At 45.3% G+C, this 19,981-nt stretch carries 21 protein-coding genes and 1 tRNA gene; 17 read left to right on the forward strand and 5 right to left on the reverse strand.

The window, feature by feature from the left end:
• Positions 1 to 40 precede the first annotated feature (40 nt).
• Together BACHE_RS03770 and BACHE_RS03775 are read right to left on the reverse strand one after the other, a co-directional pair.
• A complete protein-coding gene (locus BACHE_RS03770; protein WP_013546381.1) occupies positions 41 to 1,666 on the reverse strand; it encodes a S41 family peptidase in 1,626 nt (541 codons plus the stop codon).
• Positions 1,667 to 1,977: 311 nt separating this feature from the next.
• Complete coding sequence (locus BACHE_RS03775) at positions 1,978 to 2,391, reverse strand: DUF3836 domain-containing protein (RefSeq protein WP_013546382.1); 414 nt, start codon at positions 2,389 to 2,391, stop codon at positions 1,978 to 1,980.
• A gap of 362 nt (positions 2,392 to 2,753) precedes the next feature.
• Between BACHE_RS03775 and BACHE_RS03780 the strand changes: the two genes are divergently transcribed.
• The 7 genes from BACHE_RS03780 to folK all read left to right on the forward strand — a co-directional run bounded on the left by BACHE_RS03780 (position 2,754) and on the right by folK (position 8,030).
• Entirely contained in the window at positions 2,754 to 3,659 is a 906-nt protein-coding gene (locus BACHE_RS03780) for a class I SAM-dependent methyltransferase (protein WP_013546383.1), read from the forward strand.
• On the forward strand, positions 3,656 to 4,537 hold the full coding sequence (locus BACHE_RS03785; protein ID WP_013546384.1) for a cell division protein FtsX: 882 nt from the start codon (positions 3,656 to 3,658) through the stop codon (positions 4,535 to 4,537). Before BACHE_RS03780 ends, BACHE_RS03785 begins: the two co-directional genes overlap by 4 nt.
• Positions 4,538 to 4,576: 39 nt before the next feature.
• Entirely contained in the window at positions 4,577 to 4,819 is a 243-nt protein-coding gene (locus BACHE_RS03790; RefSeq protein ID WP_013546385.1) for a DUF3098 domain-containing protein, read from the forward strand.
• 2 nt (positions 4,820 to 4,821) lie between these two features.
• A complete protein-coding gene (locus BACHE_RS03795) occupies positions 4,822 to 5,712 on the forward strand; it encodes an undecaprenyl-diphosphate phosphatase (protein WP_013546386.1) in 891 nt (296 codons plus the stop codon).
• On the forward strand, positions 5,712 to 6,419 hold the full coding sequence (truB, locus tag BACHE_RS03800; RefSeq protein WP_013546387.1) for a tRNA pseudouridine(55) synthase TruB: 708 nt from the start codon (positions 5,712 to 5,714) through the stop codon (positions 6,417 to 6,419). Before BACHE_RS03795 ends, truB begins: the two co-directional genes overlap by 1 nt.
• Before the next feature lie 72 nt (positions 6,420 to 6,491).
• Positions 6,492 to 7,550 (forward strand): tRNA preQ1(34) S-adenosylmethionine ribosyltransferase-isomerase QueA, encoded by a 1,059-nt coding sequence (gene queA, locus BACHE_RS03805; RefSeq protein ID WP_013546388.1) that lies wholly within the window; start codon positions 6,492 to 6,494, stop codon positions 7,548 to 7,550.
• Entirely contained in the window at positions 7,551 to 8,030 is a 480-nt protein-coding gene (folK, locus tag BACHE_RS03810) for a 2-amino-4-hydroxy-6-hydroxymethyldihydropteridine diphosphokinase (RefSeq protein ID WP_013546389.1), read from the forward strand.
• On the opposite strand, the gene BACHE_RS03815 is transcribed toward folK, so the two are convergent.
• Both BACHE_RS03815 and BACHE_RS03820 read right to left on the reverse strand, forming a co-directional pair.
• On the reverse strand, positions 7,987 to 9,045 hold the full coding sequence (locus BACHE_RS03815; RefSeq protein ID WP_013546390.1) for an endonuclease/exonuclease/phosphatase family protein: 1,059 nt from the start codon (positions 9,043 to 9,045) through the stop codon (positions 7,987 to 7,989). The genes folK and BACHE_RS03815 overlap by 44 nt on opposite strands.
• A gap of 124 nt (positions 9,046 to 9,169) precedes the next feature.
• Positions 9,170 to 9,367, reverse strand: coding sequence for a hypothetical protein (locus BACHE_RS03820; RefSeq protein WP_013546391.1), 198 nt, complete (start codon positions 9,365 to 9,367; stop codon positions 9,170 to 9,172).
• Between the two features lie 264 nt (positions 9,368 to 9,631).
• Between BACHE_RS03820 and metK the strand changes: the two genes are divergently transcribed.
• Positions 9,632 to 10,924 carry a methionine adenosyltransferase gene (gene metK, locus BACHE_RS03825; RefSeq protein WP_013546393.1) on the forward strand — a complete coding sequence of 431 codons (1,293 nt, stop codon included), beginning with the start codon at positions 9,632 to 9,634 and terminating at the stop codon, positions 10,922 to 10,924.
• A gap of 499 nt (positions 10,925 to 11,423) precedes the next feature.
• On the opposite strand, the gene BACHE_RS03830 is transcribed toward metK, so the two are convergent.
• A complete protein-coding gene (locus tag BACHE_RS03830; protein ID WP_013546394.1) occupies positions 11,424 to 13,406 on the reverse strand; it encodes an LruC domain-containing protein in 1,983 nt (660 codons plus the stop codon).
• Positions 13,407 to 13,653: 247 nt separating this feature from the next.
• Between BACHE_RS03830 and BACHE_RS03835 the strand changes: the two genes are divergently transcribed.
• The 9 genes from BACHE_RS03835 to BACHE_RS03875 all read left to right on the forward strand — a co-directional run bounded on the left by BACHE_RS03835 (position 13,654) and on the right by BACHE_RS03875 (position 19,943).
• Positions 13,654 to 14,241, forward strand: coding sequence for an LOG family protein (locus BACHE_RS03835; RefSeq protein WP_041579628.1), 588 nt, complete (start codon positions 13,654 to 13,656; stop codon positions 14,239 to 14,241).
• The gene (locus BACHE_RS03840) at positions 14,238 to 14,969 is read left to right on the forward strand and encodes a DUF4271 domain-containing protein (RefSeq protein ID WP_013546396.1); all 732 of its coding nucleotides are present in this window, start codon (positions 14,238 to 14,240) and stop codon (positions 14,967 to 14,969) included. Before BACHE_RS03835 ends, BACHE_RS03840 begins: the two co-directional genes overlap by 4 nt.
• A gap of 4 nt (positions 14,970 to 14,973) precedes the next feature.
• Complete coding sequence (locus tag BACHE_RS03845; protein ID WP_013546397.1) at positions 14,974 to 15,726, forward strand: uroporphyrinogen-III synthase; 753 nt, start codon at positions 14,974 to 14,976, stop codon at positions 15,724 to 15,726.
• Positions 15,727 to 15,857: 131 nt separating this feature from the next.
• Positions 15,858 to 16,235, forward strand: a complete 378-nt coding sequence (gene rnpA / locus BACHE_RS03850; RefSeq protein ID WP_013546398.1) for a ribonuclease P protein component — start codon at positions 15,858 to 15,860, stop codon at positions 16,233 to 16,235.
• Positions 16,232 to 16,453, forward strand: a complete 222-nt coding sequence (yidD, locus tag BACHE_RS03855) for a membrane protein insertion efficiency factor YidD (RefSeq protein WP_013546399.1) — start codon at positions 16,232 to 16,234, stop codon at positions 16,451 to 16,453. Before rnpA ends, yidD begins: the two co-directional genes overlap by 4 nt.
• The gene (locus tag BACHE_RS03860; RefSeq protein WP_013546400.1) at positions 16,450 to 17,091 is read left to right on the forward strand and encodes a TatD family hydrolase; all 642 of its coding nucleotides are present in this window, start codon (positions 16,450 to 16,452) and stop codon (positions 17,089 to 17,091) included. The genes yidD and BACHE_RS03860 overlap by 4 nt, the downstream gene beginning before the upstream one ends.
• Positions 17,092 to 17,196: 105 nt before the next feature.
• Complete coding sequence (gene tyrS, locus BACHE_RS03865) at positions 17,197 to 18,489, forward strand: tyrosine--tRNA ligase (RefSeq protein ID WP_013546401.1); 1,293 nt, start codon at positions 17,197 to 17,199, stop codon at positions 18,487 to 18,489.
• 103 nt (positions 18,490 to 18,592) lie between these two features.
• Positions 18,593 to 18,663 (forward strand) — tRNA-Gln (locus BACHE_RS03870).
• A 158-nt stretch (positions 18,664 to 18,821) separates the two neighbouring features.
• Positions 18,822 to 19,943: a lipid II:glycine glycyltransferase FemX gene (locus tag BACHE_RS03875; RefSeq protein WP_013546402.1), complete on the forward strand. Its 1,122-nt coding sequence runs from the start codon at positions 18,822 to 18,824 to the stop codon at positions 19,941 to 19,943.
• Positions 19,944 to 19,981 lie beyond the last annotated feature (38 nt).

Genomic DNA, 19,981 nt, shown 5'->3' on the forward strand with positions numbered 1-19,981 from the left:
TCAATTGCAAAATCATGCTCCGAATGAAACCTTACAGAAATTATTTTCTCTTTTTAGTCAGTCTTTTAGCAAACTCAAGTGCTTCAGCTTGAGGCACAATGTAATCAGGCACAGTTCCGTGAATATCCTTTTCGTCAGCCCCATATTGCCAGAAGCGTTTGTAAGAGATACTTGTGAAAAGGCCTGAAACCGGAAGGCGATAGTTCAAGTAATCACCGAAACAGACACTCATTCCCCCGGTTTCCTCTCCAACCACGACTCCCATATTGAAATACTTGAATGTCCAAGAGAAATCCGCCGCAGAAGAGAATGTTTTATGACTGATGAGCATGATCGTTTTGCCCTGAAAGCGGTGTTCGGCATCAAGGGGCTGTATCATTTTAGTTGGCTCAGCAAAACAATAGATGCCGGCATCTGCTTTTTGATTCATCAAGCGTTGCACCGTAGGTGTCACGCGACAATATGAGCGTCCAAACTGATTGAAAGGCACGTTGGAAATACGCTTGAGCAATTCCTCTCCCACCATTGAGTTCCCACCTCCATTATAACGAACATCGATGATAAGGTGTTTGATTTTGCGCTGATTGAGTTCAGTAACCATAGAATCCGCAAAAACAGCCATTCGTTTTTCATCGGCGCAGGCATTAAAAGTCAGAATGGCATACTTTTTTCCATCGGGAATCTCATAGAAGTAAGGGAGGTCGGATTTCTTTGGACCCGGTTTATTCGAGGAGCTGTAAGCTGCTTTCAGCTCGGAAAATGTCATTGCAGGAACTGTTGCTTGTTTAATCTTTCCATCGGCTATGAATTCCACATCATAGCTTTCGGCAGCATAGCGCATCTGAAAGAGTGCAGGAAAAAGGTCGTTCACCCTACTCAATTTAAAGAAAGGCCGTTCTCCACTTGCATAATTCATCATCCACGCCACCATGTCACGCACCTCAATTCCATTGATGCTTTTAAGCTGCACAGAATCGGGAAGTGCAGGGCAAGCACTTTTACGCACCGACACTGTTGAATCGTTATCATTAATACTCAACAGAAAAGGTTCGCGTTTCAGTTCAGAAGTGAAAACATCATTGAACGGGAATCTCATGATCGTGTGCCCGTCGCCAAGCATCGACACCAGCGGCGCGGAATGTTCATAGAGTTCGAGCTTGGACAAAGAGTCCGGCAATGCGGATTTCACCTCAGCCACCGCATGCATAAATTCACCCATGCCACACTGCGCATACATATCAGGATGAATCTCACTAAGATTGTAAACCAATGCGTCAATATCGAACACAGCCTGTTCGCGCGACATCTTTCCTGTGGCCGAAAGTCCGAGCAATCTCTTTGGCGGATTTTGCAAAGGATTGTCCGAAACCCATTCGACCCGCGTGAAGGCCGAATCGTTTTCGTTCGTCAAAACAATGAAATCAAAGGCTTTGCCCTCTTCCAACTTAAATGACAACGTATCGGTAGAGCTGCGGAAAACAATATTCTTAGCACTCGTCTTCATCACATCCGGACGAACATCCGGTGATATAAACCACGGCCGTTCCACACCATCCTCAGAAGATATGACAGGGTTATTCTTTGCCTTCAGTACAGGCAGGTTATTCTGAGCCGCAACCGATAAAGCAACAAACGAGAAAACCAATAAAGCAAGATTCTTTTTCATAAGACACCCGTTTCCGGAATTAAAAAGTTAATAAATTGATGTTTAAAGTTGTACATATTATTGATAGTTAGTTTATTATGCGTAACTAAACGTTTAATGTACAGTCAACGTATGCCAACTTATATGCAATATTCTCTAAATATCTTGAGACATTTGTTTTGGTTCAGGATAAACCATATTTATTTTCGCTTTCACTTACTGAGCTGTTCCACTTGCTGCTTGAAACGGTTCATATTATCGGCATGACGCCAGTCCAAATCATGAATGTTTCCTTTCTTGTCAATCAGCTTATAGGTAGAAAGCTTGGTGCTTTACAGGCAAGCTATCGGCATATTCTCATTATTCAGTTCATAAATGCTCTTTTTCATGTCTTTGTCAAAAGCCTTGCGTGATTCATCCCAACGTGCGTAGGACATTATGATTTCGGCATTGCCGTATTCATAACTCATTTTAAAGTAAGGTTCCCATTGTTCTTTTGCACCATTCCATTTGTAAGCCTCTTTGCTGACAAGACGTTTTTGGTCGTCATAAGTAAACTCATAGCGCATATGGCGATAAAGTTGAATGCCGTCTTGCTTGAAAATAGTTTTGGCAACTACCATTTCATTTTTTACTTCTTCATTGGTAATGAATTTATTGCCCTGTGCTTTTACTTCTGAATTCATAATACTTACGATAATCATTGCTACGAATGCAACTGCTTTGAATAAATTTGTAGTTTTCATAATCTTTATTTTTAAATTGTTACTGTTCTTATTTTATATTTAGACGTTGTGTCGGCGAAAGAAGTTGCATCTGAAGATTGACTTTTTTCGGGCACTTCCGATAATTTATAATCAATTGCTATGCCAAGAAACTAAATTGCTTATAATCAGAGCCATTCGTTTTCTTTGAGCTGTCCGTTTCCGAACACTTGCCCGTTCAATAGCGAACGGTTTGGCAAATGTTTGTGTCATAACATATTCTATTCTTAAATCTCCTTAACAGAAGCCTTGTGAATCACTTTTTATTTGTTATTTTGCACCAAATTTGGGATAGGTGTGCCTTGTTTATTCGGGGCTGCATTTCCTTTTTGGCAGAACATTCGATGAATAAACTCACTATAAAAGCTTGTCCGCTATGCGGGGGAACGCATCTTAAGCGTGCCCTGACTTGTGTTGACCATTATGCTTCCGGCGAAATGTTCCACTTGTGCCGTTGTGGGGATTGCGGATTTCTTTTCACACAAGACTTCCCTGTGGAAGCTGAGATAGGACGCTATTATGAAACTCCCGATTATATATCACACTCCGATACCAGGAGAGGTGCGATGAATTCCGTTTACCACTGGGTGCGAAGTTATATGTTGGGACGTAAAGCGCGTTTGGTCATTCGTGAGGCGCATCGCAAGGAGGGCCGTTTGCTGGATGTGGGTACGGGAACCGGCTATTTTGCAGATGTTATGGTGCGTCGAGGCTGGCAGGTAGAGGCAGTGGAAAAGAATGTACAGGCGCGTGCCTTCGCAAAGGAACATTTCAGCTTGGATGTGAAGCCCGATACAGTTTTGAAGGATTTTGCTCCCGGCAGTTTCGATGTGATTACTTTGTGGCACGTTATGGAACATCTGGAACATCTGAATGAAACCTGGGAAACTTTGAATTCCCTGCTGACCGACAAGGGGGTGTTGATTATTGCAGTGCCAAATTGTTCCTCGTTCGACGCACGGAAATACGGCGCGTATTGGGCTGCATACGATGTGCCCCGTCACTTGTGGCATTTCACGCCGGGCACTATTCAGCAATTCGGTTCCAAGCATGGCTTTATCATGGCAGAACGGCATCCTATGCCCTTTGATGCTTTTTATGTGTCTATGCTGACGGAGAAGCACATGAGGCATTCCTGCACTTTCTTGCGTGGTATGCTGGTCGGTACGCTGGCATGGTTCAGTTCCTTGGTAAAGAAAGAGCGAAGCAGCTCCATGATATATGTATTCAGGAAGAAAATAACGAGATGAAGGTGAAAGGTAAACATAATTCAGTATCTTGTTTTGACATGCAATTCATTACGTCCGGCATCAGCACGACATTGGTGTTGCTGTTGCTGGGACTGGTCGTGTTCTTTGTGTTGGGCGCCCATAATCTTTCTATATATGTAAAGGAGAATATCAACTTTTCCATTCTTGTCAGCGATGACATGAGCGAGAGTGAAATATTGAAACTCCGGAAGAAGCTGGATAAGGAAGTTTTTGTGAAGGAGACGGAATATATTTCCAAAAAACAAGCTCTCCGCGAACAGACCGAAGCAATGGGAACAGACCCACAGGAGTTTTTGGGTTATAATCCTTTCACTGCGTCCATCGAGATCAAACTGCATTCCGATTATGCCAATTCGGACAGCATCGCCAAGATAGAAAAGCTGATCAAGAGAAATACCAATATTCAGGAAGTACTTTATCAGAAGGATTTGATAGATGCCGTCAATGACAATATCCGAAACATCAGCCTGATGCTTTTGGGATTGGCGGTGATACTGACATTTATTTCTTTTGCATTGATAAACAATACGATCCGCCTTGCTATTTATTCCAAACGTTTCCTTATTCATACCATGAAGTTAGTGGGGGCAAGCTGGAGCTTTATCCGGCGTCCGTTCTTGCGACGTAACTTTTGGATAGGCGTGTTGTCAGCCGTGGTGGCCGACAGTATATTGTGGGGTGGAGCTTACTGGCTTGTTTCTTATGAACCGGATCTGATACGCGTCATCACTCCCAATGTCATGTTGCTGGTATCTGCCTCCGTTCTTGCATTTGGAGTGCTCATCACTTGGTTGTGTGCCTTGTTTTCCATTAACAAATACTTGAAGATGAAGGCGGGTACATTGTATTATATATGATAACTGACATGATAATTTATAACTCATAATTAAAACGAAATGAGTAAACAGAAATTCGCTTTTGACAAGACCAATTTCATCTTGCTTGCCGTTGGCATGGCGGTGGTGATCATTGGCTTTCTTTTGATGACCGGTCCGGCATCCACCCCGACAAACTTTGAGCCGGATATCTTCAGTGTGAGACGTATCAAGGTAGCACCGGTAGTCTGCCTGTTGGGCTTTGTGTTTATGATATACGCTGTACTGCGCAAGCCGAGAACGGAGAAGAAGGTTGAGGGCTGATCATGGGAGATTTAAGTACATTAGAGGTGATCATCATTGCGATAGTTGAAGGATTGACAGAGTTCTTGCCGGTTTCTTCTACCGGACACATGATTATCACTCAAAACCTTCTGGGAGTGGAGAGTACGGAATTCGTGAAGGCTTTTACGGTAATCATCCAGTTTGGAGCTATCCTTTCGGTGGTCTGGTTGTATTGGAAACGCTTTTTCCACCTGAATCCTATCAAAGTATTCGATGCTGAGGCAACTGTCGGAAAGACGTTTTTTGCAAAGTTAGGTATCTGGCTGAAACGTTTTCTGCAAAAGTTCGACTTCTACTGGAAACTGTTGGTGGCTTTTGTTCCGGCAGCCGTGTTGGGCCTTTTGTTCAACGATAAGATAGACGAGTTGCTGGAAAGCGTAGCCGTGGTAGCTGTAATGTTGGTGATAGGCGGTGTGTTCATGCTGTTTTGCGACAAGATATTCAATAAAGGCAGTGATGATACAGTATTGACGGAGAAGCGGGCTTTCAACATAGGTCTCTTTCAGTGCATCGCTATGATACCGGGTGTATCGCGCTCCATGGCCACTATTGTGGGTGGCATGGCTCAGAAGCTCACCCGCAGGCAGGCGGCTGAATTTTCTTTCTTCCTTGCCGTGCCCACGATGTTTGCCGCTACGGCTTTTAAGGTGTTGAAACTCTTTACGGACGGTGGTATGGAGATTATCGTGAACAATATGCCTGCATTAATCATTGGTAATATAGTGGCATTTATAGTGGCTCTGCTTGCCATTAAGTTCTTTATCGGTTTTGTTACCAAATATGGCTTTAAGGCATTCGGTTGGTATCGTATTATCGTCGGCGGATTAATTCTGATTCTGCTGCTGACAGGTCACACGTTGGAAATAATGTGATGAAGAATTTCAAACAAGGAGAAGTGCTATACTTCAATAAACCGCTGGGCTGGACATCGTTTAAAGTGGTGGGACACGCACGTTATCACATCTGCCGGCGGATGGGAGTGAAGAAACTGAAAGTGGGTCATGCGGGTACGCTCGATCCTCTTGCCACGGGAGTGATGATTGTATGTACCGGCAGGGCCACCAAGCGCATTGAGGAGTTTCAATATCATACCAAGGAATATGTCGCCACAATTCGGTTGGGCGCCACCACTCCTTCTTATGATTTGGAGCATGAAGTAGATGCTACCTATCCCACGGAACATATCACCCGCGAGATGGTGGAAGAAGCTCTGAAGAAATTTATCGGTGAGATACAACAGATTCCTCCGGCTTTTTCAGCATGTATGGTGAATGGTAAGCGTGCCTACGATCTTGCCCGTAAAGGAGAAGAGGTGGAGCTGAAAGCCAAGTTGCTGGTTATTGACGAAATAGAACTGTTGGAGTGCAGCCTGCCGGACATTAAGATCCGTGTGGTTTGCAGCAAAGGCACTTATATCCGTGCTTTGGCGCGTGATATTGGCGAAGCTTTGAACAGTGGAGCTCATCTCACAGCTCTGGAACGTACCCGTGTCGGCAATGTCCGTATAGAAGATTGCCTTGATCCTCTCCTTTTCAAGGAGTGGATAGATGCGCAAGAGATAGAAACAGAAGAAGATTGATTATTAACACGTGGCCTTGTGTGGTATCTGCATCAGTATATTGGCGCACAGGCACATTAGCACATTAAAATTATGAAACTGTCGCAATTTAAATTCAAGCTTCCCGAAGAGAAGATAGCTTTGCATCCTACGAAGTACAGAGACGAGTCGCGCCTGATGGTGCTTCACAGAAAGACAGGCGAAATCGAACACCGTATGTTCAAGGACATACTGGATTATTTCGATGATAAGGATGTGTTTATCTTTAATGACACCAAGGTATTCCCGGCCCGGCTTTATGGAAACAAGGAGAAGACCGGTGCTCGTATCGAGGTATTCTTGTTGCGTGAGTTGAATGAAGAACTTCGTTTGTGGGACGTATTGGTGGATCCTGCCCGTAAAATCCGTATCGGCAACAAGCTCTATTTTGGTGATGATGACTCTATGGTGGCTGAGGTAATAGATAATACCACATCGCGTGGACGTACGCTCCGTTTCCTTTATGACGGGCCGCATGACGAATTTAAGAAAGCGCTTTATGCACTGGGTGAGACACCGTTGCCTCATGGCATTATCAACCGTCCTGTAGAGGCGGAAGATGCTGAACGGTTCCAGTCCATCTTTGCCCGCAACGAAGGAGCCGTTACGGCTCCCACTGCCAGTCTTCACTTCAGCCGTGAGTTGATGAAGCGTATGGAAATCAAAGGTATAGATTTTGCATACGTCACTTTGCATGCCGGATTGGGTAACTTCCGTGACATCGATGTGGAAGATCTTACCAAACATAAGACGGACTCTGAGCAGATGACTGTATCTGCAGAAGCCGTAAAGGTTGTGAACCGTGCGAAAGATTTCAATCGTCAGGTTTGTGCCGTAGGTACTACCGTGATACGTGCCATTGAGAGCACAGTCAGTACGGACGGTCACTTGAAGGAATATGTGGGCTGGACAAATAAATTTATTTTCCCTCCATACGATTTCACGGTAGCCAATGCCATGGTGTCCAATTTCCACATGCCACTTTCCACCTTGCTGATGATTGTTGCTGCTTTTGGCGGTTATGATCAGGTGATGAATGCCTATGATATAGCATTGAAAGAAGAGTACCGCTTTGGTACGTATGGAGATGCCATGCTGATTACAGACAGATAAATGAACATTTATTTCAGTCTTGGTACTAACCTCGGTGATAAGGATCGGAATCTGCGTATTGCCGTTCAGGAAATAGAAAAGCGGATAGGGAAAATTGTTTCCCTTTCCGCTTTTTATGCTACGGCTCCGTGGGGATTTACTTCAGAGAATACCTTTCTTAATGCAGCCCTTAGCGTGGAGACGGCGCATCTTCCTTTGGAGGTGCTGAAAATCACACAAGAGATAGAGCGTGAGATGGGGAGGCTCCATAAATCCGTGGATGGAGTATATGGTGACAGGGTGATAGACATTGACTTCTTGCTTTGTTTTGCCGATGACGGCACACCTGTATCATTAAACACCTCTGAACTGAAACTTCCCCATCCGTTGATGCAGGAGCGACTTTTTGTTATGGAGCCTTTGGCGGAGATTGCACCGGATATTATACATCCGATATTTAAAGAGACGATGCGTGAGTTGCTGAAAAAGGTTTTATCTTGAACGTCACTAACAGCCCTTTGTGATCGGTAGGCCAGACACCCGCCGGCAACACGAATTTGTCTTTGGTCTTCTCCGTTACACGTTGACTTTTGACAATGCTGCCTTGAGGACCGAAGATTGCGGCATCTTTCAGCCGGATGGCGGGATGTGGATAGAAGAATATGTAGTCTATGCGGTCGCGCTCGTCAGACTTTGGAGCCCAGGTCAGATTCTCTACCTTGGCAAGCGGATTGTCTGCGGGGAAGGTAAAGCCGGGATAAGCCGACACGTCAGGGTGCAATTCGCGGTAGGTGTCTATGAAGCCGTTGTTGTCCAGCAGCAGAGACACGGTCCAGGGAACAATCAGCCCGTTATGGTCGTAGAGATCTTTCGTTTCGCGCGTCCAGTCCAGATGGGAAGGTTCGTTGAAGTCTCCTCCCAGAATGACGACAGTGCCCTCTTCAATATCCTTGCGGGCGGCATCTATGAATTTGCGGATGGCATCGTCGCGTAGTGAGGCGTCGTTTACTTCAAGCACTTCGCGCACGGTTTGCGGAACAGGAATTTCTTTCCAGGTAGAGCCGTCGTAACCCCGTACATTATAGTAGGCATCGTTCAGATAGTCCAGATGCGCGGTATAGACAGCTATTTTATGGCCGTTGATATGGCTTGTCATCTTGTAAATGCTTCCGTGGTCATCTTTTTCGGGAAAAACCGTTAGGGAGTCGGTGATGGGATGGCGGCTCAGCAGCCCGGTGTCGTAGCTGTAAAAGGAATAATAGTTTTCTCCTTTTGACTTCAATGACTGCACGATGCGGTCGCAGAAACGGGTATTTCTGTAATTCCTTACTTCGCTGAAAGTCACGAAATCCGGCTTCAGGCGTACGATCTCATTTACAATGGCATCATATCCTCCGGGCACTTTTGTCCCTTCTTGCCAGATGTTCCATTGCAGTACGGTGAATTCATTCTTTTCCTGGCTTCGGCCCAGGGTGGATGCTAACAGAAGCAGGCATAGTAAGATCAGTTTTTTCATGACGATGTGTAGAATTAAGATAAGAAATGTGTATGCAGACCATTCAGATTCAATATTATCAATCCCTCTGCGGCGAATTGTCGCGACGACTCGGAAATTCAGGACACTGGAGTTCCGCTGAGGCTTATTTCTTTTTTCCCGGTGCGACCAGCAGCCCGAAGAGAAAACTGCCGATTATTCCGGCGGTTATTTTCCGGATGCTGAAAGTGTCATTCAAGCCCAGAAGAAAGTCAAGCAGCATGCCGAAAAGCAAGAATGAGACGGAGTAGGCAGCTATTTGCTTCCAGTCTCTCTGATGAAAATAGGCGGCGAGGCGGTTCATGTTTAGCTATATAATGTTAATACTATTTGCAAATATAATCATATATTGGAAAAACGGCTAACTTTGCGCCCGAAAACAACAGGTGGAGAGATTTGAGTAGCTTGCAACCACGGAAAAAAATGCTAAAACACATGCAGCCGGGCGACGGTTGCCGATGCGCAAAGCGATACGGAACGCTTTCTTCCTTCCTTGCAAATCCCTACTCATTCCCTTTTCCGCATAGATTTTCATAATTTATAATTCATAATTCATAATTTCAAAGTTATGGGATATTTATTCACATCCGAATCGGTGTCTGAAGGACACCCCGACAAAGTGGCCGATCAAATATCGGACGCTGTGCTTGACAAACTGTTGGCTTACGACCCCAGTTCGAAAGTAGCTTGCGAAACTCTGGTTACCACCGGACAGGTGGTGCTGGCTGGAGAAGTGAAAACCAAAGCGTACGTTGACCTCCAACTTATTGCGCGCGAAGTAATCAAGAAGATCGGCTATACCAAAGGCGAGTATATGTTCGAGAGCAATTCGTGTGGCGTGTTGAGTGCCATTCACGAACAAAGCCCCGACATCAACCGTGGTGTAGAGCGACAAGATCCTATGGAACAAGGCGCCGGCGACCAGGGAATGATGTTTGGTTACGCCACCAATGAGACGGAAAACTATATGCCTCTTTCATTGGACTTGGCACACCGCATTCTGCAAGTTCTGGCCGACATCCGCCGCGAGGGTGAGGTGATGACATACCTCCGTCCTGATGCCAAGAGCCAGGTGACTATTGAATATGACGATAACGGCACGCCCGTACGTATTGATACCATAGTTGTTTCCACTCAGCACGATGACTTTATCCGGCCTGCCGATGACAGTGAGGCTGCCCAACTGAAGGCCGATGAAGAGATGCTTGCCAAGATTCGCAAAGATGTAATTGAGATTCTGATGCCTCGTGTCATTGCCTCCATTCATGCGGAGAAGGTATTGGCTTTGTTCAACAGCGATATCAAATATCACGTGAACCCCACGGGAAAGTTCGTGATTGGCGGTCCTCACGGAGATACCGGGCTGACCGGCCGCAAGATTATAGTAGATACCTACGGCGGAAAGGGTGCTCATGGCGGTGGTGCTTTCTCCGGCAAAGACCCCTCGAAGGTGGATCGCAGCGCTGCTTACGCTGCCCGCCACATTGCCAAGAATCTGGTGGCTGCCGGCGTGGCAGACGAGATGCTGGTGCAGGTAAGTTATGCCATCGGCGTGGCACGCCCCATCAATATCTTTGTCGATACTTACGGCCGCAGCCATGTGAAGATGAGTGACGGTGAGATTGCGAAGAAGATTGACGCGCTGTTCGATCTCCGCCCGAAGGCTATCGAAGACCGCTTGAAATTGCGTAATCCCATTTATCAGGATACTGCCGCTTATGGCCACATGGGACGTGAGCCGCAGATTGTCACCAAACATTTCCATTCGCGTTACGAAGGCGATAAGGATATTGAAGTAGAGCTTTTCACTTGGGAGAAGCTGGACTATGTGGACAAGGTGAAAGCTGCGTTCGGCCTGTAAAAGTCCGGATGCAATGAATCCGTATCTTACAAGGCAATCAGCATAGCTTTACGGCTATTTATTGTAGAAGGCTGCTCTTCCGCCCGGACTTTTCCGGTGTCGTGAAGGGCAGCTTTTTTTGTTCGGCTGCTCTAATTGATAAACAGTGGCAGGCTATAAGAATGTAGTAGCGGCTAAACTGTTGCATCGCTTGATTTATACTTTTTCCTCGCAAGGATTAAGGAGGACAATGCCTGGCATTAATTCTTTCCACCGTGGTGTACCTTTCTTTCCGTCATGGTGTTCTTTCCTTTCCACCACGGTGGAAAGGAAAGAACACCATGATGGAAAGAATTAATCTTGCTATGTAAAACCGTTAGTCTTAGGCAGGAAAAACAATAAAGATGCCTAAGCGCTGCCTTAGTCGGTAAACATGGCAGTGCTTAAGCAGCCGAGCCGGATTATATCCGGCTCGAAGAATTATTAATGAAGTTGTGTATGTGGATTGCTGAAGGGGCGGTTACTTTTTGTACCAATCGGTGTTATTGGTTCCATTGCTCTTTACCCAGTCGTTGTATCCGTCATATAGAACGTCAATGTGGGTCGTTTCGTTCCGGGTGTCCAGTAACTTGGCCAGATCCGCTTCCGTGGCTCCGGCAAGGAAGATGGCAAACGGATAGTTGCCTTTGCGCACATAGTAGATGTTTTTGCTTGGTGCGGAGCAGTCGTCACTTATGCTGAAGTAGTCCATGTTGACTTTACTTGTAGGCGCTTCTTGCGGCAGATGCATCTCCCAGCGTTTTCCGCTTGTTTCGTTGCGATAGATGAATACATTCGCTTTAGAAACGTTGTCGGTGTGTATTGGCGTATTATATGTGAGGGTGACTCTGTATTCTGTATTGGGATATGCCTTCACGTTATCTGTCAGGAGGAAAATCTTTTCGCTTTCTTCGTATAGGATGGATGTGGTTTCGGTGAATTCAGTCTCACCTTTCTTGCGCATTTCGTATTTGATATTGGCAGGTGTGCCGCCGTTGAGCAGGCGCACGCCCACTCCGTTGTCATAGGCGGCTCTGTTCTGGAAGGTCTTGAAAGTGAACACCTCCTTATAGACAAGGTTGAGCTGGTCTATTTCCTTGCCATAGGTGTAGCTCACCATCACGTCGTTCATGTCATAGTCTCCCTGGCTTGGCCAAAGGTCTTCAAAGGCGTAAATGCCTTGATATTCGCTGGTGGTGGTGTGCGTATTATCTACTTCCGGGATGTCGGTGATTGCTTGTACGGGATTGGATTTCATGGTGATTACTACATCGCTGAAGTTTTGGTCGGTGGTGTAATCTTCAAAAGATACCAGGGTGTAGCCGCCTGTTTTAAAAATGGCGGTACGCGGAGTTTCGTAAGATTTTCCTTGGTCGTTTACACTCAGCCCCGGAGTGGTGGCGGCACGGTATTTTTTGTTTCCCGTGAAAGTGGATGTACGGTTACTCCATGCGTTGGTGGCAAGTACGAAACCGATTCTTGTTCCTGCGGGGAATACGGTGGTGGCTCCGTCCTTACTGTCTTTGTGGGGGTAGTACATTAATTGTACGGCCGTTCCCCTGTCAATTCCGGCTTTTGGGGCGGAAGCTTTGAGGTCGTTGCTCCAGTGTCCGTCTTGTGTATTGGGGAATAACATAATGACATTCACGTCATTCAAAGATTTGGGAGCGTTTCCGTCGGTGTAATAGTAATATCCCAAAGAACAGTTCCAGCAAGTGTTTTGTCCCAGGAAGGTGACGGCGGCTTCTGCGTCTTCGCTGACAAGCATGTCTTTGGAGCTGCGGAATTTTTCGGGGCAATTCTGGCTTACGTTGATTACCGCACTGTGTATGGAGTAGAGCGAATTGTCGGTAATAGTCATTTCCGCGCCGGTATATTTATATTGTACCTCTCCGTTCTTTTTACTGTTATAGCCGCCCAACCACGTTTTCCAATTACCATCATTGTAGGCACTGGCTCTGCTGCCCCATTGGGGATTCCATCCGTTGTCCATATAGCTGTGAAAGTCTGCGTTGGTGCTGGCTACGGTTCGGGTTGTCACTGTGGTAGCATCTGTGGCTTTGATGCTGCTGCCGGTCACTTCTGCCTCTATCAGTGTCTGTGCATAGAAGGCGGGTGAATAGATATAGACTTTCTTTAAATAAGAAGGAAGCTCTACCGTTCCTGTATAGATGCCTTTGTCATCTGTATAGGCAGAGAAAAGCGGGGTGACGTCGTCCCGTTTAGAGTAGCTGTACTCGCCTACGGTGACGGGCATCTCGTCATAGAGCTCGAAATACACATTGGTTTGTACGCCGGTGTTGAGGTAGCTCACGTTGAGTGAGGTGGGCTGGGCTACGGTGGAGAAATCAAAGTCATTGTATTCTTTGGTTTCTTCCTTGGAGCCTTGATAGATTTCCTGTTTCATACATCCGCTTAGCGATGCGAGGGCCAGTAATGCAGAAAATACAAGTTTGCTTTTCATCTTATTTATGAAATATAGTTTTGTTTGATGCTGCAAAGTTACTGATTACATTTGTAATAAGTATAACATATGGTGAGATATTTTATGTGTTATGGGTAAAATAAACAACTTTTCGGTTCTTTGTGCATTGTGCAAATACAAATAATGTCTCGTCCGTATGGTTTTCAAGGAATGTTTTGGAATTGGTTGCGGGAAACTTCGTATCTTTGCGGTCGTATTAAAATGTGGTACTTCAATGGATAAGATGATGAATAAGATAAGTTCTGTATGCGTTTACAGTGCGTCGAGCACGAAGATAGATCCGGTGTATTTTGATGTCGCCCATGAGTTGGGCACTCTGCTGGGACAAGAACACATCCGCTTGGTTAACGGGGCGGGCAACATGGGCTTGATGTCTGCCGTAGCCGATGCGGCGCTGGATGTGGGAGGGGAAGTGACAGGGGTGATACCGCGTTTTATGGTGGAGCAGGGTTGGCATCACACGGGGCTGACCGACCTCCGTGTGGTGGAAAGCATGCATGAGCGCAAGCGGTTGATGGCCGACTTGAGCGATGCCGTTATAGCCTTGCCCGGTGGCTGCGGTACTTTGGAAGAGTTGCTTGAAGTCATCACTTGGAAGCAATTGGGGCTCTACCTGAATCCTGTGGTCGTGCTGAATGTCAAAGGTTATTTCGATCCATTGCTTGATATGTTCCGGAGGGCAATGGACGAAAACTTCATGCGTCGGCAGCACGGTGATATTTGGCAGGTGGCTCAAACGGCACAAGAGGCTGTCCGACTGGTACGCACCACTCCTCTGTGGGATGTTTCCATCCGTAAGTTTGCTGCTATATGATAAGCCTGTTGACAGCTTGGACGGCAGCAGGGGTCGAAGGAATCCCCATCCCTTATTCTCCGAGAATGGACGATGGCGTTACCATCATCCTTCTGTGTTGTTTCTTCTTGTCATCCTATGTCTTGTCCCGCAGCCGTAAGTTCTTGCTGCAACTGGTGAAGGACTTTCTTCTGCACCGTGAGCGCACCAGCATATTCGCTACTTCCACCGCTACTGACATGCGCTACTTGCTGTTGCTGATTTTACAGACGTGTGTGCTTGCCGGAGTTGCTGCCTTTAGCTATTTCAGTGATACGCAGCCCGAGCTGGTACGCCATGTTCCCCCTTTCCTTCTGTTGAGTATTTATATAGCAATATGTCTTCTTTATCTGTTCCTGAAGTGGATGGTTTATTCCTTTCTGGGTTGGATTTTTTTTGACGAAAGTACAACGTCGCTTTGGCTGGAATCATATTCTACATTGCTTTATTATCTTGGATTTGCCCTTTTCCCATTCGTGTTGTTCATTGTCTATTTTGATTTAAGCTTGAATCTGACAGTGATAATCGGACTGGTTTTAGCCTTCTTTGCTAAAATTTTGATGTTCTATAAGTGGCTAAAGCTTTTTTGTGACGATTTATATGGCAGTTTGCTTTTAATTTTGTACTTTTGTGCCCTTGAAATCATCCCTTGTTTTGCATTATATCAGGGAATGACTCAACTAAATGATTTTTTGATAATAAAATTTTAGGACGTTGAAAATTAAGAAAGTACTTGTGTCGCAGCCGAAACCGGCATCAGAGAAATCTCCTTACTACGACATCGCCGAAAAGTATGGTGTGAAAATAGATTTTCGCCCGTTCATCAAAGTGGAGAGTCTTTCATCGAAAGAATTCAGACAACAGAAGGTATCCATATTGGATTATACGGCTGTTGTTTTCACATCGCGTCATGCTATTGACCACTTTTTCCATCTTTGTACAGAACTGCGTGTGACGATACCTGAAACCATGAAGTATTTCTGCGTGTCGGAAGCCATTGCCTTGTACATTCAAAAATACGTGCAATACCGCAAGCGTAAGATTTTCTTCGGAAGCACCGGGAAGTTTGATGACTTATTGCCTTCCATCGTAAAGCATAAGACTGAGAAATACCTGGTTCCTATGTCTGATGTGCATACGGATGAGATAAAAAGCCTGCTGGACAAAAGTAAGGTTCAGCATACTGAGGTTGTCATGTATCGGACTGTCAGCAATGACTTCGGTACGGATGAGAAGTTTGATTATGATATGCTGATATTCTTCAGCCCTGCGGGGGTCTCTTCTTTAAAGAAGAATTTTCCGGATTTTGAGCAAAAAGAGATAAAAATCGGAACATTCGGCTCTACGACCGCACAGGCTGTCCGCGATGCCGGACTTCGTTTGGATTTGGAGGCTCCCAGCGTACAAGCTCCTTCTATGACGGCTGCACTTGATATGTTTATCAAGGAGAATAATAAAGGAAAGTGAGACTGGATTCTTGCTGTTTCTAAGTGCAATTACATAAATCATGCGGTCTTTTCTTTTCTATATGTTTATCGCGTGATTTGTGTAATTTGTGTTTTGTCGGTACTGGGATGAGTCTCAAAAAATATTAGATTATGGCAAATACTTTGCACAAGTCCGAGAGGCTTGATAAGAAGAAAGTAATAGAGAAGATGTTTTCGGGCGGTTCACGTTCGTTTTCGGTCTTTCCGTTACGTGTGGTGTATTTGCCGGTCGAGGAAATGGAAGCACCTGCTTCCATTCTTATCAGTGTCTCGAAGCGGCGTTTTAAGCGTGCTGTGAAACGCAATCGCGTGAAACGCCAGATACGTGAAGCCTATCGCATGAACAAACACGAACTGCTACATGTACTGGAAGAAAAGCAGTGCCGTCTGGCAATTGCTTTTATTTACCTCTCAGACCAGTTGGTAGCATCATCTCTTGTCGAAGAAAGAATAAAGACCGCTTTGGCCCGTATTGCCGAGAATCTATGAAACGGCTGTTCTCATATCTGCTGCTGCTTCCCGTTTATTTTTACCAGAAGTGCATTTCACCTATGCTGGGGCCTTCGTGCCGTTTTACTCCTACATGCTCGCAGTATGCAGTGGAAGCCATTAAGAAACATGGACCTTTCAAGGGGCTTTGTTTGGCCATAAGGCGTATTTTGCGCTGCCATCCCTGGGGAGGTTCCGGTTATGATCCTGTTCCATGAAACTTCCTGTTGACATACATACGCACCGTTTGCCTCAGCTTTCCGGAGAGGCAATCGTGAACTGCTGTCCGGAGGCGTTTGTTCCGCAGGAAGGTGGTTGGTATTCGGTAGGAATTCATCCGTGGCGTGTTGCTTCATCTGATATTAAAGACGGAGTGATGGATAACCTCTCCCGGTTGCTTTGCCATCCTCAAGTGCTTGCTATGGGTGAAGCCGGACTGGATAAACTGGCAGATGCCCCTATGTCTGTGCAGACGGAAATATTTCGTCTTCAGGCTTGTTTGGCAATGGAGGTGGGTAAACCTTTGATTATTCATTTGGTGAAAGCCGTGGAGGAACTGCTGAGGATAAAACGTGAACTCTATCCTTCGAATCCGTGGATTATTCATGGCTTTCGTGGCAAGGAGCCTTTGGCGGCTGAGTATCTTCGGCACGGCTTTTATCTTTCGTTTGGTGAGAAATATAGGGAAGATACCCTCCGCAGAGTTCCTTCCGATCGCTTGTTTATTGAAACAGACGAAAGTATGGTTCCGGTAGAAGAACTGTATGAACGGGCTGCCGCGATACGTGGAGTTTCTTCGGATGAACTGAAGGAAACAATAAAGGGAAATATCAGCAGAGTCTTTTTTAAACGATAAGAGTTTGTTTCTTCGGGCAAAGAGTCGTATTTTTGCGCAGTTGTGGAAACATAGCTGTCCAATTGTGGAAATATAATCGTTTAAATAATAATAATTAATCATTCGATGAATTTTGTAGAAGAATTAAGATGGCGTGGCATGCTCCACGATATGATGCCGGGTACGGAAGAACTTCTGGCTAAAGAACAGGTAACCGCATACATTGGTTTTGACCCTACGGCGGACTCTTTGCACATCGGACACCTTTGCAGTGTGATGATTTTACGTCATTTCCAGCGTTGCGGACACAAACCGTTGGCGTTGATCGGTGGTGCTACAGGTATGATTGGTGATCCTTCGGGTAAGTCGGCTGAACGCAATCTGCTTACAGAGGAAATTTTGCACCACAATATGGAGGGAATGAAGAAACAGCTCGCTAAATTTCTTGACTTTGAGTCAGATGCTCCAAACCGTGCCGAACTGGTGAATAATTATGATTGGATGAAGAATTTTTCCTTCCTTGATTTTGCCCGGGAAGTAGGTAAGCATATCACTGTGAACTATATGATGGCAAAGGATTCTGTGAAGAAACGGCTGAACGGCGAGGCGCGTGACGGATTGTCTTTTACGGAATTCACCTATCAGTTACTGCAAGGCTATGACTTTCTGCATCTGTATGAAACCAAAGGTTGCAGGTTGCAGATGGGTGGTTCTGACCAATGGGGCAATATCACCACAGGAGCTGAATTGATTCGCCGTACCAATGGCGGTGAGGTGTTTGCATTGACCAGTCCGCTGATAACGAAGGCTGATGGCGGTAAATTTGGTAAAACTGAGTCCGGAAACATTTGGTTGGATCCCCGTTATACCTCTCCTTATAAGTTCTATCAATTCTGGTTGAATGTGAGTGATGCAGACGCGGCGCGTTATATTAAGATATTCACCGCATTGAGCAAAGAAGAGATTGAAGCTCTGATTTCAGAACATGAGGCTGCGCCGCATTTGCGAGTTTTGCAAAAGCGTTTGGCCAAGGAAGTGACTATTATGGTGCACTCCGAAGAAGATTATAATGCCGCAGTTGACGCTTCCGGTATTTTGTTTGGAAATGCAACTTCCGAGGCGTTGAGAAAGCTGGATGAGGATACGCTCCTGGCCGTGTTCGAAGGAGTTCCTCAATTTGAAGTTTCTCGCGAAGCGCTGTCTGCCGGAGTGAAAGCCGTTGATTTGTTTGTGGAAGATGCAGCGGTTTTTGCTTCGAAAGGTGAGATGCGCAAGTTGGTACAAGGTGGCGGTGTTTCTTTAAACAAAGAGAAACTGGAAGCTTTTGACCGGGTGATTACCTCTGCTGACCTTTTGGATGAGAAGTACCTCCTGGTACAACGTGGAAAGAAGAATTATTACTTGGTTATTGCCAAATAAGAACCGATTTAACGGTGAAAATGAAAAAATGCCCCGAAATATTTGGATATTTCGGGGCATACTTCTATCTTTGCACCGCTTTTTAACAGAAAGCACATAAGTTTGGACTATGGTGTAATGGTAGCACAACAGGTTTTGGTTCTGTTTGACCAGGTTCGAGTCCTGGTAGTCCAACATTCCAACGGCTTATATAAGTCAAAAGCCCACTAAAATCGCAAATTTTAGTGGGCTTTTTGCTGTATCCTACCCGTATCTGTAGAAAAGATAACACAGATAAAACTTCCTTTTATACTTTTATTGCCTACCTTTGCAGTTTTATATTTACAATTTCCATGAATCTGAAAATAGAACCTAAGGATGTTCAGGATGCTTATAGCACTCCCATCGTTCAGCAAACCTCTTTTTGGTCTAAGGTGAAAGAACGTTTGGGAATGAACTCCAGTGCCTTTGAATTTTCTGTCCGCAATAGTGAAATCTATTCTAATGTAGGTGGATTTTCACATACGAATGCAGACTTTATCATGTTTTTCCAGTATCTCAACAAAGAGGATTACATAGCCTATCTTCCTTACGGTCCTGAAATAGAACCGTCGGAAGAAAATCAGGGAGAGTTTTTGGAAGAATTGTCCGAATCCTTGAAATCTTATCTTCCCAAACATTGCATTGCTTTGCGTTATGATTTGAACTGGAAGTCACATTGGTGTAGGGATGAAGATTTTGATGCAGATGGAAACTGGATCGGCCTTCCCCAAAAAGAGTTTCAGGAAATTAAGCTGAACTATGGAACTTGCAACCGGAACTTGCGGAAAGCGAATACTAACATCCTTCCGGCCAATACGATTGTGCTGGACTTGAGTAGGGACGAAGAATGCATTTTAGGTATGATGAAGCCCAAAACAAGATATAACATCAAGCTTTCTCTTAAAAAAGGAGTGGAAGTGAGATCCACCGGTATGGAAGGATTGAATGTCTGGTATGACCTCTATACTGAGACTGCTTTCCGAAACGGATTGCATCTGAACGATATCAGTTATTTCCGTTCGGTTTTTGCTTCCAAGATGGAATGCCAGGATAAGGCACTGAACGTAAAGCTGTTGATTGCTTATTTTGATAATATTCCATTGGCAGCCATGTTCTTGGTACTGTCTGCCCATCGTGCCACTTATCTTTATGGTGCTTCATCGTCAAGACTGCGCAACATGATGCCTACTTATGCCCTGCAATGGAAGGCGATGCAAATAGCGAAGGATAATGATTGCAGCGAATATGACATGTTCGGCATTTCTCCTTGTGCGGAGCCGTCTCACCCGATGTATGGCTTGTATAAGTTCAAGCATGGTTTTGGCGGAGAGATCTATCATCAGTTGGGATGCTGGGATTATCCTGTCGAGGAGGGGAAATACAATTATTTTTCTGCCCTTGAAATGAATATGCAGGGATATTATCAGCCTTGACATAGAATTTGAGGGATTTGTTCTTTAGTGAAAGTTGA

The organism is Bacteroides helcogenes P 36-108, assembly GCF_000186225.1.
Classification (GTDB): Bacteria; Bacteroidota; Bacteroidia; order Bacteroidales; family Bacteroidaceae; genus Bacteroides; species Bacteroides helcogenes.